Below are 16,309 nucleotides of genomic sequence, written 5' to 3'. Positions count from 1 at the left end.
ACACACACGTTTCACACTTCCCGTGTCGCGGGAGAGGGGTCAGGGATGAATCCGACAGACCGGACCGGGGTTCGGCAGCCCGGAACAGGCGAAAGCTACGGTCGATCGTTGCTGAATCGTGTCCTGACAGACGTGGTCGCCGGCGCCGACCCGCTGACCCACGTCGCCGAGCTCCCCGCACAGCGCGCCAGCACCACACCGTGGCCGGAGTGGACGCCATCGGAGCTGGTCACAGCCCTGAACGCGAACGGCATCGACCTGCCGTGGGAACACCAGACCCGCACCGCCGAGCTCGCGGCCGCCGGAAACCACGTCGTCGTGAGCACCGGAACGGCCTCCGGGAAATCTCTCGGCTACCAACTGCCGGTCCTGACCGCCCTGCACGCGGACCCGCGCGCCACCGCGCTGTACCTGTCGCCCACCAAGGCGCTCGGGGCCGATCAGTTGCGGGCCGTCACCGGCCTGATCCACGACAATCCCCTGCGTGAGGTGCATCCGGCCGCCTACGACGGCGACACTCCGACCGAGGTCAGGCAGTGGGTCAGGGCCAATGCGCGGTGGATCTTCACCAATCCCGACATGCTGCACGTCGGCGTGCTGCGCTCACACCAGCGCTGGGCGCGCGTGCTGCGCAATCTTCGCTACATCGTGGTCGACGAATGCCACGCCTACCGGGGCGTGTTCGGCTCGCACGTGGCGATGGTGTTGCGCAGACTCCGCCGTATCGCCCGTTTCTACGGCGCCGACCCGGTGGTCGTACTGTGCTCGGCGACCAGCGCCGACCCCGCCGCCTCGGCGAGCAGGCTGATCGGCGCGCCGGTCACCGCGGTCACCGACGACGCCTCGCCGCGCGGGGCGCGGACCGTCGCGCTCTGGGAGCCGCCGCTGAGCACGAGCGTCACCGGGGAGAACGGTGCGCCGGTCCGGCGCACCGCGACCAGCGAGGCAGCCAAGATCATGGCGAGCCTGGTGACCGAGGGCGCGCGCACGCTCGCCTTCGTGCGGTCACGGCGCGGGGCCGAGCTGATCGCCCTCGACGCCCGGAGAATCCTCGCGGAAACAGCGCCTGAACTGCGGGAACGGGTCGCCGCGTATCGGGCGGGCTATCTGGCCGAGGACCGGCGCGAGCTGGAGAACGCGCTGTCGCAGGGCGCGCTGCTCGGCGCGGCGAGCACCAACGCGCTCGAGCTCGGCGTCGATATCGCCGGGCTCGACGCCGTGGTCATCGCCGGTTTTCCCGGCACGGTGGCCTCCTTCTGGCAGCAGGCAGGACGGGCGGGCCGACGGCTGCAGGGCTCGCTGGTGGTGCTCGTCGCCACCGACGACCCGCTCGACACCTACCTGGTGAATCACCCGGAAGCGCTGCTCGACCGGCCCATCGAGGCCACCGTCACCGACCCCTACAACCCGTATGTGCTTGGCCCGCAACTGCTGTGCGCGGCGCTGGAGCTGCCGCTCACCGACACCGAGGTGACCGAACTGCGCGCCGCGGAAGTACTGGCTGACCTGGCCGAACAGGGGCTGATCCGGCGCCGGGCAGGGGTTCGCGGGCAGGAAGGCCGCTGGCATGTCACCGCGCACAGCCACCCGCACGACGCCGTGGACGTGCGGGGTGGACTCGGCACGCCGGTGGCGATCGTCGACGCCGAGACCGGGCGGCTGCTCGGGACCGCCGATGCCGGCCGCGCGCCCGCGACCCTGCACGACGGAGCCGTCCACCTGCACCAGGGCGAGACCTATCTGGTCGACGAACTCGACCTCGACGGCGGGGTGGCCTTCGTCAACGAAGTGGATCCCGGCTTCACCACCAGCGCCCGTCAGGTGACTTCGATCCGCGTCGAGGAGGTGCTCGCCCAGCGGGTCCACGGGGGCGTCACCGTCGCATCCGCGCAGGTCGCGGTGACCAACCAGGTGGTCGGGTACCTGCGCACACTGGTCACCGGGGAAGTGCTCGACCAAGTGGAACTCGACCTGCCCGCGCACACTCTGCACACCAGAGCCGTGCTCTACACCGTGACACCGGGCCTGCTCGCCGCGGCGAGTATCACCGACGACGCGCTGCCCGGCGCCCTGCACGCCGCCGAACACGCCGCGATCGGGATGTTGCCCCTGGTCGCGGGCTGCGACCGGTGGGACATCGGCGGCGTCTCCATCGCCGAACACCCCGACACCGGCGCGCCCACGGTGTTCGTCTACGACGGCCAGCCCGGCGGCGCAGGCTTCGCCGAGCGGGGATTCGCCCAGCTCGAGGCCTGGTTGACGGCCACGCTCAGCGTCATCGGCAGTTGTGCCTGCCAGGACGGCTGCCCGTCCTGCGTGCAGTCGCCCAAGTGCGGCAACGGCAACAACCCCCTCGACAAGGACGCGGCGGGCCGCCTGTTGAGCGCGGTGCTGAGCGAGTTGCGAGCCGACGAGAAGGGCCGTTGCGAGCTGTGACACCCGCGCGGTGTTGACGCGACAACGGCGACACCTCGCCCGCCGATTACTGGTCGACTGTCCGAATTTGCGCTGACCAGCAGCGGAGGGCGAGTCAGCGATTAAAAAGGACAGGTTTTCTGTTAACTGATGCATTGCCCGGCGATACGCGCGAGTAACCACCACCATTGTTTTCATTTTTTTCGCCGTGTCATCAAAGAATGCGCATGGAATGGCATCGGAGCTATTCGGCGAATTACCGAATAGCCCGGGGCGGAACTACCACCGGCCGGTGTGAACACTTCTGTGTCACCCACTCTCGTCCACCGGACCGGCGCGGGCCGTCGCCGCGACAGTGCGCATACCGAGCACCCCGAACGACACCTCCGCCCGCACCGCCACCACCACATCCCACTGCTCGACCGCGCACCGCCCGACCGCCGCGCCCATCCGTCCCGCAACATCCCCCGCCGCCGCGCATCCGGCGTCCGCACCCTCCACCAGCCTCCCCGCCGCAGCCAGCGCGCCCAGATCGGCGGCTGCCTGCGCCCGGTGCCTGGCCGCCACCACTGATCCGACATGCCCGACCAGCAGGGTGGCGGCGATCAGTCCCGCCAGGGCGAAGCACGCGAACGCCGTCGCCCCACCTCGATCAGCCCGCATTGCTCGCCGGATCCACGCGCCGGGTGCCGTCCACCGCCCTATGCGAGGGCCGGTTCGCGATCTCGGAGTCACCCACCCCGTCACCGCGCCCCAGGGGCCGGTTCGCGACCTCCGGGGAGCACTCCCACCACCGCACGGGTCGACCCGTGACCTCCGGGTTGACCGCCCGGTCACCACACCGCAGGGATCGGATCGTGATTTCCGGGCTACCTGCCCATCACCACACAGGTCGGACCGCGACGTCCGGACTACCCGCCCATCACCACACAGGTCGGACCGCGACCTCCGGACTGCCGGTTCCATCACCGCACCCCGGGCTCGGTGATGGCGACTGCCTGGGCGTGTAGGCGGAGCCCGGGGAGCAGGGGTGTTTGTGCCGAGACTGTGGCGACTATCCGGTCGCCTTCGGTGCGGAGGTCGATCGTCGCGCCGGGTGGAGCGACGGTCTTGCCCGCAGCGTGTGCGTGGGCGGTGTCGCCTCGGGCGGCGAGGCGGGCGGCTTCGCGGGCGGCGTCCTGGCAGCGGACCTGGGTGGAGGCCGCGAGCAGGGCGCCGATACAGAGGGTGACGGCGCAGACGAGGGCAGCCAGGGCGATGGCGGCTTCCACCGTCACCGCGCCTGCGTCGCCCGCGAGTCTGCTCGGGTTCGTGCCGGTCACACGCTGGTGTTGAGCGCCTTGTCGATGATCTGGGTCAAGGCGTTGACGATGCTGTCGCCGGTCACCACCCCGTACAGCACCGCACCGAACGCCGCCGCCGCGATCGTGCCGATCGCATACTCTGCGGTGCTCATCCCGTCGTCGTCGATCAGCAGGCGAGTGAGCCTGGTGCGCGCTCCTATATATACGGTGCGAACGAACGTCATCGTGTTCTCCTCTACTTCCACACCGTGCGGCGGATCCGCAGGGTGACGATTCGGTGGCCTCGTCGAGGCCGGTCACAGCAGGCCTCCGTCGCCGAGCACCCGGTCGGCGAGGCCGATCACCACCGGGACGATGCCGAGGCAGACGAAGGCGGGCAGGAAGCACAGGCCGAGCGGTCCGCCGATCAGCACCCCCGCGCGCTCGGCGCGCGCCACCGCGGCATCCTCGACCGCCTCGCGCCGCTGGACGGCGAGTTCGCCGACCGCATCGGCCAGCGAGGCGCCGGACCGCGCGGAGCGGCGCGCCATCCTGGCCAGCGACTCGACTTCGTCGGCGCCCGGCGAACTCGCCGCATCAGCGGCCGCCCGCTCCCAGGCCGTCGCGGCATCAGCCCCGAGTGCCAGCAGATCCGCAGCCCGCAGCAGCGCGGCCCGTAGGACCGGCGGCGCCGTCGGCGCGGCGGCCCTTGCGGCGGCCGCCATGGGCAAGCCCGAGCGCAGACACGCGGCCAGCAGATCGAACGCCGAAGCCGACCCCAGCGGGTCGGCGCGCCCCGGTCGCCGGTCCTCCCGCACCACACCGACATCGGTCCCCGCCAGCGCCCGCACCCGTCGGCTGACGGCCACGCGCCCCGGCAGAACCAGAACCGCCATCGCCGCCACAACCAACGCCCCCGGCGACACTCCCCCAACCAGCTCGACCACGACACTCCCTCCCGACTCCATCGATCGATCCCCACCTGTCCACACCAGGTCTCAACCCACCGACCTGTCCTCCTGCCACCGCTGACACACGCCATCCACGCCCGGCCATCGAGCGATCCAGCCGACCGCGGCCCGCGAAAACCGCAGGCATGTCCGTCACGGTCGGCCTTCGAGCGGCCCCAGTTGTTCACACCCGGCATGTCTGCTCCTCCGGACCCGCGGCATGTCTGCTCCTCCAGCTCCCACGGTGGGTGTCGGCTCGCGGCTGTTCGACGGCCCTGACTGTCGTCATGCGGTGCTTCGGCGGGTGATGGCGTCTGTCCACAGCAATCCACAGCAGGCCAGGGTGGCGCCGAGTGGGAGGAGGAGTTGGCCCGCGGGGGAGGTGAACAGGACGCTGAGGGGGGCGGCGCCCATCAGTTGGCCCAGGGCTATGCCGATGACGGGGAGGCCCGCGAGGACGGTGGCGGAGGCGCGGGCGCCGGCAAGTGCGGCTTCGGTGCGGTCGCGGAAGCGGAGGCGGCCGAGGAGGTCGGTTCTGGCGGCGGCGAGGAGTTCGGCGAGGGCGAGGCCGTGTTGCTCGGCGACGCGCCAGGCATTGGCGATGCGGGAAAGTTCCTCGGCCACTGGCGAATCCGGATGGATCCAGCCGTCAGCGCCGGAACCACCGAGGCGGCTGCGGCCCGCACTGACGGACAGGACGCGGGCCGCTTCGCCGCGTGACTCGTTCGCAGCGGACTCGGCGGCCGCACTGGGATGCGCGCCGACCCGGAGTTCCCCGATAACCGCTTCGAGCCCGGCCAGCAGATATCCACATTCCTGTCGGCGATTACGCTCGCCGAGCCCACGCCGCCGCCGCACCGCGAAGGTGACGCCGACGATGAGGGCCGCCAGCGCGATGCCGAGGCCGAAGGCGAAAGCCGCTGCCCCGACAGCGATTCCCGCACACCACTCCACAGGAACCCGTCGCGGCGCCCGTGAACGAACCCGCCCGAACACCCGGCTGAATCTGCGCTTGTCCCCAGCCATCGGCAGGACGAGCAGCGCCACCGCACAGCAGAGCAATCCTGTCCCCATCGATCCACACCCTTCCTGACATCTACGAGAGCCCCACGACGCCTCAGCAGTCGAAACTTGGTCACTGGGGTCGCGGATGACGTTCTGTCCCATCGGCATTCGACGCACGATCACGCCGCTCCTGCCACCTACGCCGACAGCCGCTGCGGCTGGCGTTGCCGCCGACCGACGCGACAACTGTTCATCCGAGCCGCACTTCGAGCAGACGCCGCAGCTCGGCGGCGCCGGGAGTCGGGAGGTCGTCGGAGCGCCAGGCCGGGGTGATGTGGATGCCGTCGGGATCGCGCTCCAGGACGCCTATTTCGCGGAGTCCCCGGGTGCCGTCGGCTCGCCGGTGGACGTGCAGGACGACCTGGACGGCGGCGGCCAATTGGCTGTGCAGGGCCGCGCGGTCCATGCCGCCGAGGGCGGCCAGGGCTTCCAGGCGGGCGGGGACCTCCTGTGGTGAGTTGGCGTGGACCGTTCCGGCGCCGCCGTCGTGGCCGGTGTTGAGAGCGGTGAGCAGGTCGACGACTTCGGCGCCGCGGACCTCGCCGACGACGATGCGGTCGGGGCGCATGCGCAGGGCCTGGCGGACCAGATCGCGGACGGTGACGGCGCCGACGCCTTCGACATTGGCGGTGCGGGCGACCAGGCGTACGACGTGGGGATGGACGGGCGCGAGTTCGGCGGCGTCCTCCACGCAGATGATGCGTTCGGCCGGATCGACCGCGGCGAGCAAGGCGGACAGCATCGTAGTTTTTCCCGCTCCGGTGCCGCCGACGACCAGGAAGGCCAGCCGTGCGCGGACGATGTCGACCAGCAGCCGGTGGGCCGCGGGCGGTACCGACCCGGCGGCGGCGAGTGCCGCCAGGCCCTGGGTGGCCGGGCGCAGCACGCGCAGCGACAGGCAGGTGCCGTCGTGGGCGACCGGGGCGAGGACCGCGTGCAGGCGGACTCCGAAGGCGTCGCCGAGGGTGGCCTCGGTGCCGGCGAGCTTGCCGTCGACCCAGGGTTGCGCGTCGTCGAGGCGGCGCCCGGCGGCCAGGGCGAGCCGCTGGGCCAGGCGGCGGACGGCCGCTTCGTCGGCGAAGCGGACATCGGTGTGTTCGAGGCCGTGACCTCGATCGATCCACACCGAATCGGGTCCGGTGACGAGCACATCGGCCACGCGGGGATCGTGCAGCAGCGGTTCGAGCAGCCCGGCGCCGGTCATCTCGGTCTGCAACAGGCGCAGGGCGCGCAGCAGGTCGGTGTCGGCGAGGACGCCGCCTGCTTCGGCGCGGATGGCGGCGGCCAGCTGGGCCGCGTCGGGGACGCCCGTGTGTTCGGCGAGGCGTTCGCGGACGCGTTCGAGCAGTTCGACGGTGACGAAGGTGGTCATCGCCCCTCCGCTCCGGCGACAGCCAGGACCGCGTCGGCCGCGTCGCGCAGCGGGCCGCGGCGGCGCACTGTCAGCCCGCCACGTTCGAGCCGGGCGGCCAGACCCGCCTCGCCGCGCACCGCGGCCAGCAGCGGCAGCCCGAGAACTTCGGCCACCTCGGCACCGCGCAGACCACCGGGCGCGGGACCACGAACGATCAAGCCCCGGTTGGGATTTCGCTCACCCAGACATCCGGCGACCACCTCCGCTGCGGCGACCGCGCGCAGCCGGGCCGGCACGACGAGCACGACCAGATCGGCGGCATCGACCATCGCGTCGGCCGCCGAGCCGCGTTCGCCGGATACGTCACAGACCACCAGATCGCCTGCGGCCCTGCCGGATTCGATGACGGCACGCACCGCGGCGGGAGCGAGCTCGGTGGGTGGACGCTCGCCGACCGGTCCGTGTCGTCCGCCACGGACCCGCCCGCACGAGAGCACCGCCAGGCCGGGGGCCGCCGCGGGTAGCGCGCTGTGCAGGGCGGCGGCGGAGACGCGGCCGTCCTCGATGACCAGATCGGGCCAGCGCAGGCCCGCGATGTTCTCCATACCGAGGACCAGGTCGATACCACCGGCGAGCGGCGCACCGTCGATCAAGATCGTGTCGCGCCGCAGCTGGAGCGCCGCCGCGCGCAGGGCCGTGGCGGCGGCGAGAGTCGTCGCACCCGCGCCACCACCCGCACCGGCGACCGCCACGACCACCCCTTCGCCGGTGCGCAGTTCGGCGTGTTCGGCGAACTGCTCGACGAGCGCCACCGCGCCGCCGGGTAGCGCGACCACCCGTTCAGCGCCGACGGCGGTGGCGGCCTGCCAGTCGGGAACGGCCGGTTCGCCCTCGGTGACCAGCACGATTCCGGGCCTGCGCGGACAGCCCGCGGTGGTGGCGGCCGTGGCGGCCGCGGTATCGAGGATCACCAACCCGGCGGCGGACCAGGCGTGCCTGCTGACCGGCATGACCCGTTCGTCGGTGACGCGTTCGGCCGCGGCCGCCACGCGACGGACTTCGTTGCGCAAGCGGGGATCGGCGACGAGCACGAGAGCGGGCGCGAGCGCGGCCTGCGCGGGGCTGCGGGGCGGTGCGGCGAGGTTCATGCAGCTCAGCGTGGTCGAAACCGCGAACTGTCAACACCCACCCGGGGGCGATTGTGGATAACTCGGGGGTGTGGAGAACTTTCACACACCGTGCCGGAAATAGAGGACGGCCCCAGCCGGGGGGGAGGAGGCTGGGGCCGTCGGGTTCAGCCCCGGGGGGTCGGGCTGAACGCGCCTGGACCATGTCCAGGTGCCAGCAATACTACACCCATCCCCCGCCGCGGGCGCAAGTAGCGTTCGCCACCATCTTCGGGCGATTCGCGGCTCCGGCGTCCCCGGGGCAAACCCTGTGAAGTCGCTGTGCAGGGCGCCTCCTGCGGACCCGGCGGCGCGTGCCTATCCTGATGACGTGACCGACGATCGTGACCAGACATCGCCTACGGACACAAGTCTCGCCGATGCGGCGCGGGCGCCGGTGCCGGGCGGACGCGTCGCGGCGTTCTTCGATCTCGACAAAACGGTGATCGCGAAATCGAGCGCGTTCGTGTTCAGCAAACCGTTCTACGCCCAGGGTCTCCTCAACCGCAGGGCGGTCCTGGAGAGCAGCTACGCGCACTTTTTGTTCCTGCTCTCCGGTGCCGATCACGACCAGATGGAGAAGATGCGGGCAAACCTGGCCAACATGTGCGCGGGCTGGGATGTCGAGCAGGTGAAATCCATTGTGGCGGAGACACTTCACGAGCTCGTCGACCCGGTGATCTACGCCGAGGCGGCCGATCTGATCGCCGATCACAAGATCCGCGGACATGATGTGGTGATCGTCTCGGCCTCCGGCGAGGAGATCGTGACTCCGATCGCCGAGGCGCTCGGCGCCTCGCACACCGAGGCCACCCGGATGGTGGTCGAGGACGGCCGCTACACCGGTGACATCGAGTTCTACTGCTACGGCGAGGGGAAGGTGGCCGCGATCGAGAAGCTGGCCGCCAGTGAGGGTTACGACCTGTCGCGCTGCTACGCCTACTCCGATTCGGTGACCGATGTGCCGATGCTGAGCGCCGTGGGTCATCCGACGGCGGTGAACCCCGATCGCGGGCTGCGCAAGGAGGCCGCCGCGCAGGGCTGGCCGGTGCTGATCTTCTCGAATCCGGTGTCGCTGTGGTCGCGGTTCCAGGCCCCGTCGGGCACCACCGTGGCCGCCACCGCCGCGGTCGGGCTGAGCGCGATCGTGGCGGGCGCGATCAGCTACCGGTTGCTACGGAAACGTCGCTGACCTGCGTCGAGACGGCAACGCCCCCAGCACGGATCGCCGTCTGACACGCCGAAAATCGCGGTAATCGGTAATGCCTGAGAAATGCTTGATGTGAGTGCGGTCACAGTGTAAGAATGGAGGCACGGAAGGACGGAAGGCCAAGACGGAGCCGGAAGAGAAGGCATTCGCCTCCCATCCCACCCTTCCCAGCACGGACGCCAGGCACCCACGCGGAGCGCGCCGCGACAAGGGCAGCAGAGTTGTGGGCCTGCGAAATTCGGGCAGTCGTCGGCGAACGCCTCGCACAGGTTGCGGGGATGAACCGGCGGGGTTCGGATGATCGCCGAGGCCACCGAACACAACCCACCCCAGCACGCTTGGTAACCGGGTGTTCCGTGCTCAGCGGGCGGCGAGACCGAGGAATCGGTTACGCCGCCCGCTTCGATGTGCGGGTCAGTTCGCTGCGGCGGCGTCGGCGATCGAGTTGGCCTCGCGGGCACCGTCTTCCAGCGCGCCCGCGCAGAACAGCACCCAGCCGCCCACTCCCTCGGCAGTACCCATGCCGAAGCCGGCGGCGGCGTCGAGATAGGCCTGGCGACGGCGCAGCCAGAAGACCTCGGGGACGCCGAGGCTGTGCGGGTCCAGCCCGCTGGCCACCGCCACCAGCCGGGACGCACCGCGCGCGACCACGCCGTCGGCGGTGCCGAACGGGCGCAGGGTCAGCAGTTCCCCGTGCACGACCGCCGCGATCACCGGTGCGGGGGCCTTGCTGGACTGGACGGTCTGCACGAGCATGTCGAGGCGCTCGGCGACGCCGGGGGTGGTGCGCGGTCGGCCGAGTTCGAGCTGGTCGTCGACGAGGTCGGCGGCGGCGAGCAGGTGCAGGCGGGCCAGGGCCTGGAGCGGAGCGCGGCGCCAGGTGCCGACGAGGTTGTTCAGCGCGTCGCCGTCGAGGGCCTGACCCACGCGCAGGGCGCCGGCGAGGACCGGATCGCTGACCTGACCGTCGGCGGGCAGGTCGGTGCTCGCGCCCTCGATGGCGGCCGACGAGCGTGCCGCGCGGACCGCGGCTTCGGCGGCGGTGGTCGCCCAGCCGCGCCGGTTGGACCGGTGCCGGTGCACCGCGGCGAGCGCGTCGCGGGCCTTGTCGGCGGCGTCACGCACGCCGGGCAGGTCGACCAGGGGCTGCAGCGGATCAGTCACGGCATACGAGGCTACCGTTCGAGCACAGCGCCATCGACGAGGACGTGCAGCCCGCCCACCCGCGGCCACGCCCGGTCCGGCCACAGTGTTTCGGCCAGCCGCTTGGCTGCCGGGGTGTGCGCCCGGCGCCGTCGCGCTTCGAGCTCGGCCTGGCGTTCGGCATCGATCCGGTCCATCGGCGTCTCCTACCCCTGCGACTCCACACGCGGACCCCGCCCACGCTACGCCGACGAGCCGCGACCGCACGCTGAATTCCGGCCCGGCATACCGCCTCGACGCGGGTTGTGCGGTCCGGACACCGGCGGGCAGCGTCACCCACGCGCGCCACAGCCGCGGCCACCCGGCTTCACCCCGGTCAGCCGAGGAGCAGCTCCCGGCCCGGAATCGCCTCCAGCAGCGCGCGCGTGTAGTCCTGTTCCGGGGCCGCGAACACCTGATCGGTGGTCGCCGCCTCCACCACCTCGCCCGCCCGCATGACCAGCACGTTGTCGGCGATCTGCCGGACGACGGCCAGGTCGTGGGTGATGAACAGATACGTCAGGCCCAGTTCGGCCTGCAGATCGTTGAGCAGGGTGAGGATCTGGGCCTGGACCAGGACGTCGAGGGCCGAGACCGCCTCGTCGCAGACCACCAGCTCCGGTGACAGGGCCAGCGCGCGGGCGATCGCGACCCGCTGACGCTGCCCGCCGGAGAGCTCGTTGGGATAGCGGCGCAGCACCGAGGCGGGCAGCGACACCTTGTCGAGCAGGTCGCGCACCACCGCCGCGCGCTCGGCGGCGGTGCCGATCTTGTGTACCCGCAGCGGTTCCTCCACGGTGCGGAAGATCGAGTACATCGGGTCGAGCGAGCCGTAGGGGTTCTGGAAGATCGGCTGGACGCGGCGGCGGAAGGCGAAGGCGCGCTTGCGATCCAGGGTCGCGACCTGTTGTCCGTCGAAGGCGACACTGCCCGAGGTCGGCGCGAGCAGACCGAGGACCATCTGTGCCAGCGTCGACTTGCCCGAGCCGGACTCGCCCACGACGGCGGTGGTCGTGCCCCGCTCGACGGTGAAGCTCACGTCTTTCACGGCGACGAAATCGGTGGACTGCCACGGCCGGGTGCCCCGGATCTTGAACGCCTTGGTCAGGTTCCGCACGTCGAGCACGGTGTCGGGCAGTTCCTCGCGCTCGGCGACCTCCACCGCCTGCGCGCGCACCTGGGCCCGCTGCCGCGACGACGACATCCGCTGCGCGGCCAGCGAGGGCGCCGAGCGCACCAGCTTCCTGGTGTACTCGTGCTGTGGATCGCGCAGGATCTGCTGGGCCGGGCCCGATTCCACGACCCGGCCGCGATACATCACCACCAGGTGCTCGGCCCGTTCCGCCGCGAGCCCGAGATCGTGGGTGATCAGCAGGACCGCGGTGCCCAGCTCGGTGGTGAGCCCGTCGAGGTGGTCGAGGATCTGACGTTGCACGGTGACATCGAGCGCCGAGGTGGGCTCGTCGGCGATGAGCAGCTTGGGCCGGCACGACAGGCCGATGGCGATGAGCGCGCGCTGGCGCATCCCGCCGGAGAACTCGTGCGGATACTGGTTGACCCGGCGTTCGGCGTCGGGCATGCCCGCCTCGGTCAGCAGCTCGATCGCGCGCTTGCGGGCGGCGTCACCGGTGGCGATGCCGTTGGCAGCCAGCGTCTCCCGGATCTGGAAGCCGATCTTCCACACCGGGTTCAGGTTCGACATCGGGTCCTGCGGTACCAGCCCGATGCCGTTGCCGCGGATCGCGACGATCTCCTTGGCCGAGGCGGTGGTGAGCTCGGTGCCGTCGAAGCTGATCCGGCCGCCGGTGACCTTGCCGGTGCCGGGCAGCAGGTCGATGATCGCGTGCGCGGTGGTCGACTTGCCCGAGCCGGACTCGCCGACGATCGCCACGGTCTGCCCGGGGAAGACGGTGAGGTTCACCCCGCGCACGGCGGGCACCGGCTTGCCGTCGGTGGTGAAGCTGACCTCGAGGTCGCGGATGTCGAGCAGCGGTTCGGGCTCGCTCATCGGGTGCGCTCCTTCGGATCGAGCGCGTCGCGCACCGCGTCGCCGAGCATGATGAAGCTCAGGACGGTGACGGCGAGCGCGGTCGCCGGATAGAACAGGATCGGCGAGGTGCGGATCTCGCTCTTGGCCCTGGCGATATCGGTGCCCCAGGACACGATCTCGGGCGGCAGGCCGACCCCGAGATACGACAGCGTCGCCTCGGTGACGATGAAGACGCCCAGCCACAGTGTCGCCACCACGATCAGCGGGCCCGCCGCGTTCGGCAGCACGTGCCTGCCCAGCGTGCCCAGCCGGGAGACGCCCAGCGCCTCGGCCGCGGTGACGTATTCGCTGTTCTTGGCCTCGATCACCGCGCCACGGGCGATGCGCGCGGCCTGCGGCCAGGTGAAGGCGACCAGGATCAGGATCACCGTCGTCACCGTGGCCGGGCGCAGCAGTTGCAGCAGCACGATCGCGGCCAGCACCATCGGGATGGCGAAGAAGACCTCGGCCACGCGCGAGACGATCGCGTCGAGTACGCCGCCGAAGAATCCGGCCAGCGCGCCGAGCACCCCACCGACCAGCAGGAACAGCAATGCCGCGCCGACTCCCACGCTCACCGAGGCGCGGGCGCCGTAGATCGTGCGGGCGTAGATGTCACAGCCCTGCTTGTCGAATCCGAACGGATGACCCGATCGCGGGGTGTCCATGCCGTATTCACCCAGGCACAGGCGCGGGTCCTGCCCGGTGAACAGCGACGGCCAGACCACGATCAGCAGCACCAGCGCGATCAGCACCACCGCCACCAGGAACACCGGATTGCGGCGCAACCGGCGCCAGGCGTCGCCCCAGATGCTCGTCGGGGTGCCGGTGTCGGTGACCCGGTCGGTGGCGAGCACCTCCACCTCGTCGGGCGGGGCCACGAAATGCCGCTGACTCTCATGCATAACGGATCCTCGGGTCGAGCGCGGCGTAGAGCAGGTCGACGAGCAGGTTCATCACCAGGAAGATCACCACCAGCACCGTCACGAACGACACCACCGTCGGCGGCTCGCCGCGCGTGATGGCCTGGTAGAGCGTGCCGCCGACGCCGGGGATGTTGAAGATGCCCTCGGTGACGATGGCGCCCGCCATCAGCGCGCCGAAGTCGGCACCGAGGAAGGTGACCACCGGGATCATCGAATTGCGCAGGATGTGCACGGTGACCACCCGCCTGCGGCCCAGCCCCTTGGCCGTCGCGGTGCGCACGTAGTCGGCGGATTTGTTCTCCGCCACCGAGTTCCGGGTCAGCCGCAGCACATAGGCGAACGACAGCGACCCGAGCACGAACGCCGGCACGAGCAGCTCACCCAGACTCGCCTTCCCGCTGACGGTCACCGGCGCGATCCCCCACTTCACCCCGAGGAAGAACTGCGCGAGATAGCCGACGACGAACACCGGCAGCGCGATCAGCACCAGACTCGCGATCAACATCGTCGAATCGAACAGCTTACCTTTGCGCAAGCCGGCGATCAGCCCGAAGACGATGCCGAACACGCCCTCGATGAACACCGCGAGAAACGCCAGTTTGATGGTGATCGGGAAGGCGCGTTCCAGTTCGGCGCGCACCGGCCTGCCCGAGAACGAGGTGCCGAAATCGAGGGTGAGAATTCCTTTCAGGTAGTGCAGGTACTGCACGATGAACGGCTGATCGAGGTGGTACCGGGCGCGCAGGGCCGCCTCGGCCGCCGGGGTGAGTGGCTTCTCCCCGGCCAGCGCCTTGATCGGATCGCCGGGGATCAGGAACACCATCGCGTAGATCAGCAGCGTCGCGCCCAGGAACACCGGGATCATCTGGAGCAGGCGCCGCAGTATGTACCAGGCCATCGCTCCGTGTGCCTATTTCTCGATGTTCTCGAAGTCGAACAGGCCGTTCCAGGCCAATTCGGCCTTGGTCACGCGGTCGGAGCGGCCCGCGGCGGCGACGTAGTCGAACACCGGGATATCGGCCATGTCCTTGATCATGATGGTCTGTGCCTGCGCGATCAGCTGGTAGGACTCCTGCTGGGTGGCTGCGGCCATGGCGGCGTCGAAGAGCCGGTCGACCTCGGGATTGTCGTAGTCGACATTGTTGGTCTCGGAGTAGCTGTAGTACTGCGAGGACAGGAACTGCATCATCGTCGGGTAATCGCCCTGCCAGCCGTAGCGGAAGGCGGTGCCGATGGTCTTGGCGTTCACCGCGTCGCGCACGTTCTTGAAGGTCGGGACCGGATTGGTGACCGCATCGATGCCGAGGGTGTTCTTGATGCTGTTGGCCACCGCTTCGATCCAGGCCTGATGGCCGCCGTCGGAGTTGTAGGTGATGGTGTACTTGCCCGACCACGGCGCGAGGGCGTCGGCCTGGGCCCAGAGCTTCTTGGCCTGGTCGGGGTTGTAGTCGAACACCTCGGAACCGGGCAGGTCGCCCTGGAATCCGGGCAGCGTGGAGGCGGTGAAATCGCGGGCGGGCAGGCGCAGGCCGTTGAAGATCTTCTCGCTGATCTGCGGGCGGTTGATCGCCATCGAGATCGCCTTGCGGCGCAGCACGCCTTCCTCACCACCGAAATGCGGCACGGTGGTCTGGATGCCGATGTGCTGGTTCTGCGCGGTGGGCTTGGTGATCGCGCGGTCGCCGAGATCGCTCTTGTAGGAGGTCAGCGCGCTGTCGGGGATGGTGTCGAGGGTGTCGAGATTGCCCGCCTGCAGGTCGGCGTAGGCGGTTTCGAAGGACTGGTACATGACGAAGCGCAGGCCCTTGTTCTTGGCCGGGCGGCCACCGGGATAGTCCGGGTTGGGCTTCAGGTCGATCTTGACGTTGTGTTCCCAGGATTCGAAGGCGTAGGGGCCGTTGCCGACCGGGTTCTCGCCGAACGCCTTCATGTCCGCGAACGCCGACTCCGGCAGCGGGTAGAACGGGGCGTATCCGAGGGCGCTCTCGAAATCGATCGAGGGTGATTTCAATTCCACCGTGAAGGTGCGATCGTCGACCACTTTCAGGCCCGACATCGTCTGCGCGGTGGGTTTCTCGGAATTCACTTCGTCGAATCCGACAATGGGCGTGAAGACATAACTCTGCAATTGTGCGTTCGTGGCGAGTGCGCCGTAGTTCCACGCGTCGACGAATGATTTCGCGGTCACCGTGGTGCCGTCGGTGAATTTCCAGTCCGGCTTGATGGTGATGCGGTAGGACTTGCGATCGGCGGTCTCGATCCTCTCCGCCATCTCGTCGTGCGCCTCACCGGTGGCGTCGTAGTACTTGAGCCCGGCGAACAGGCGATCGACCACGCGACCACCCATGTTCTCGTTGGTATTGGTGGGCACCAACGGATTCTGCGGCTCCGCCCCGTTGGTGGTGACGATGGCCGCGTCGGCGCTGTCGTCGGCGCTACAGGCTGCCAGTGCGAGGCCCATGGCCGTGACGGTGGCGGCGAACAATGCGGTCGCTCTGGTCAATCTCAACGCGGTCTCCCGAAATAAATGAACAATTCTCGGAACCATCAGCTGAACGGTTGAGATAAAACGATAGCCCGGGAACGGCGGATCTGTCCGGGAAGTCATCGGATGAACCCACCGGCGAAACCTGCGCGATACAACCGCCGCGCGGGGCCGGGTGCGTTGACTAGTGTCGAGGGAGCAGGGCTGGCGCCCTCGCGACCGACCCGACCGCACGAGGCATGTG

The 16,309-nt window shown here is 69.8% G+C and carries 15 protein-coding genes; 2 read left to right on the top strand and 13 right to left on the bottom strand.

What is annotated here, in order from left to right; genetic code table 11:
• Positions 1-45: 45 nt before the first annotated feature.
• Positions 46-2,436 (top strand): DEAD/DEAH box helicase, encoded by a 2,391-nt coding sequence (locus tag ACFC06_RS19600; protein WP_375932946.1) that lies wholly within the window; start codon positions 46-48, stop codon positions 2,434-2,436.
• A gap of 288 nt (positions 2,437-2,724) precedes the next feature.
• Here ACFC06_RS19600 and ACFC06_RS19595 read toward each other — a convergent pair whose 3' ends face one another.
• The 7 genes from ACFC06_RS19595 to ssd form a co-directional block, all read right to left on the bottom strand.
• Positions 2,725-3,078 carry an Rv3654c family TadE-like protein gene (locus tag ACFC06_RS19595; protein ID WP_375932943.1) on the bottom strand — a complete coding sequence of 118 codons (354 nt, stop codon included), beginning with the start codon at positions 3,076-3,078 and terminating at the stop codon, positions 2,725-2,727.
• A gap of 302 nt (positions 3,079-3,380) precedes the next feature.
• A complete protein-coding gene (locus tag ACFC06_RS19590; protein ID WP_375932940.1) occupies positions 3,381-3,737 on the bottom strand; it encodes a TadE family type IV pilus minor pilin in 357 nt (118 codons plus the stop codon).
• Positions 3,734-3,943: a DUF4244 domain-containing protein gene (locus ACFC06_RS19585; RefSeq protein ID WP_375932937.1), complete on the bottom strand. Its 210-nt coding sequence runs from the start codon at positions 3,941-3,943 to the stop codon at positions 3,734-3,736. The genes ACFC06_RS19590 and ACFC06_RS19585 overlap by 4 nt, the downstream gene beginning before the upstream one ends.
• A 72-nt stretch (positions 3,944-4,015) precedes the next feature.
• Positions 4,016-4,594 (bottom strand): type II secretion system F family protein, encoded by a 579-nt coding sequence (locus ACFC06_RS19580; RefSeq protein ID WP_375932934.1) that lies wholly within the window; start codon positions 4,592-4,594, stop codon positions 4,016-4,018.
• Positions 4,595-4,933: 339 nt separating this feature from the next.
• Positions 4,934-5,722, bottom strand: coding sequence for a type II secretion system F family protein (locus ACFC06_RS19575; RefSeq protein WP_375932931.1), 789 nt, complete (start codon positions 5,720-5,722; stop codon positions 4,934-4,936).
• 181 nt (positions 5,723-5,903) lie between these two features.
• Entirely contained in the window at positions 5,904-7,085 is a 1,182-nt protein-coding gene (locus ACFC06_RS19570; RefSeq protein ID WP_375932928.1) for a TadA family conjugal transfer-associated ATPase, read from the bottom strand.
• The gene (ssd, locus tag ACFC06_RS19565) at positions 7,082-8,215 is read right to left on the bottom strand and encodes a septum site-determining protein Ssd (protein ID WP_375932925.1); all 1,134 of its coding nucleotides are present in this window, start codon (positions 8,213-8,215) and stop codon (positions 7,082-7,084) included. The genes ACFC06_RS19570 and ssd overlap by 4 nt, the downstream gene beginning before the upstream one ends.
• Positions 8,216-8,630: 415 nt before the next feature.
• Between ssd and ACFC06_RS19560 the strand changes: the two genes are divergently transcribed.
• A complete protein-coding gene (locus ACFC06_RS19560) occupies positions 8,631-9,425 on the top strand; it encodes an HAD-IB family hydrolase (protein ID WP_375935633.1) in 795 nt (264 codons plus the stop codon).
• 432 nt (positions 9,426-9,857) lie between these two features.
• On the opposite strand, the gene ACFC06_RS19555 is transcribed toward ACFC06_RS19560, so the two are convergent.
• From ACFC06_RS19555 to ACFC06_RS19530, 6 genes are all read right to left on the bottom strand, one after another.
• A complete protein-coding gene (locus tag ACFC06_RS19555) occupies positions 9,858-10,607 on the bottom strand; it encodes an oxidoreductase (protein WP_375932922.1) in 750 nt (249 codons plus the stop codon).
• An 11-nt stretch (positions 10,608-10,618) separates the two neighbouring features.
• Positions 10,619-10,783, bottom strand: a complete 165-nt coding sequence (locus ACFC06_RS19550; RefSeq protein ID WP_375932919.1) for a hypothetical protein — start codon at positions 10,781-10,783, stop codon at positions 10,619-10,621.
• A gap of 179 nt (positions 10,784-10,962) precedes the next feature.
• Positions 10,963-12,633 carry a dipeptide ABC transporter ATP-binding protein gene (locus tag ACFC06_RS19545; protein ID WP_375932916.1) on the bottom strand — a complete coding sequence of 557 codons (1,671 nt, stop codon included), beginning with the start codon at positions 12,631-12,633 and terminating at the stop codon, positions 10,963-10,965.
• Positions 12,630-13,559 (bottom strand): ABC transporter permease, encoded by a 930-nt coding sequence (locus tag ACFC06_RS19540; protein ID WP_375932913.1) that lies wholly within the window; start codon positions 13,557-13,559, stop codon positions 12,630-12,632. Before ACFC06_RS19540 ends, ACFC06_RS19545 begins: the two co-directional genes overlap by 4 nt.
• Positions 13,552-14,478, bottom strand: a complete 927-nt coding sequence (locus tag ACFC06_RS19535) for an ABC transporter permease (protein ID WP_375932910.1) — start codon at positions 14,476-14,478, stop codon at positions 13,552-13,554. The genes ACFC06_RS19540 and ACFC06_RS19535 overlap by 8 nt, the downstream gene beginning before the upstream one ends.
• A 12-nt stretch (positions 14,479-14,490) precedes the next feature.
• On the bottom strand, positions 14,491-16,041 hold the full coding sequence (locus ACFC06_RS19530) for an ABC transporter substrate-binding protein (protein ID WP_375935630.1): 1,551 nt from the start codon (positions 16,039-16,041) through the stop codon (positions 14,491-14,493).
• Positions 16,042-16,309: the final 268 nt, after the last annotated feature.

The organism is Nocardia sp. NPDC056064 (genome assembly GCF_042266925.1).
Classification (GTDB): Bacteria; Actinomycetota; Actinomycetes; order Mycobacteriales; family Mycobacteriaceae; genus Nocardia.
Note: the sequence above shows the minus strand (reverse complement) of the source record. Positions and strands in the feature narration are given on the sequence as shown.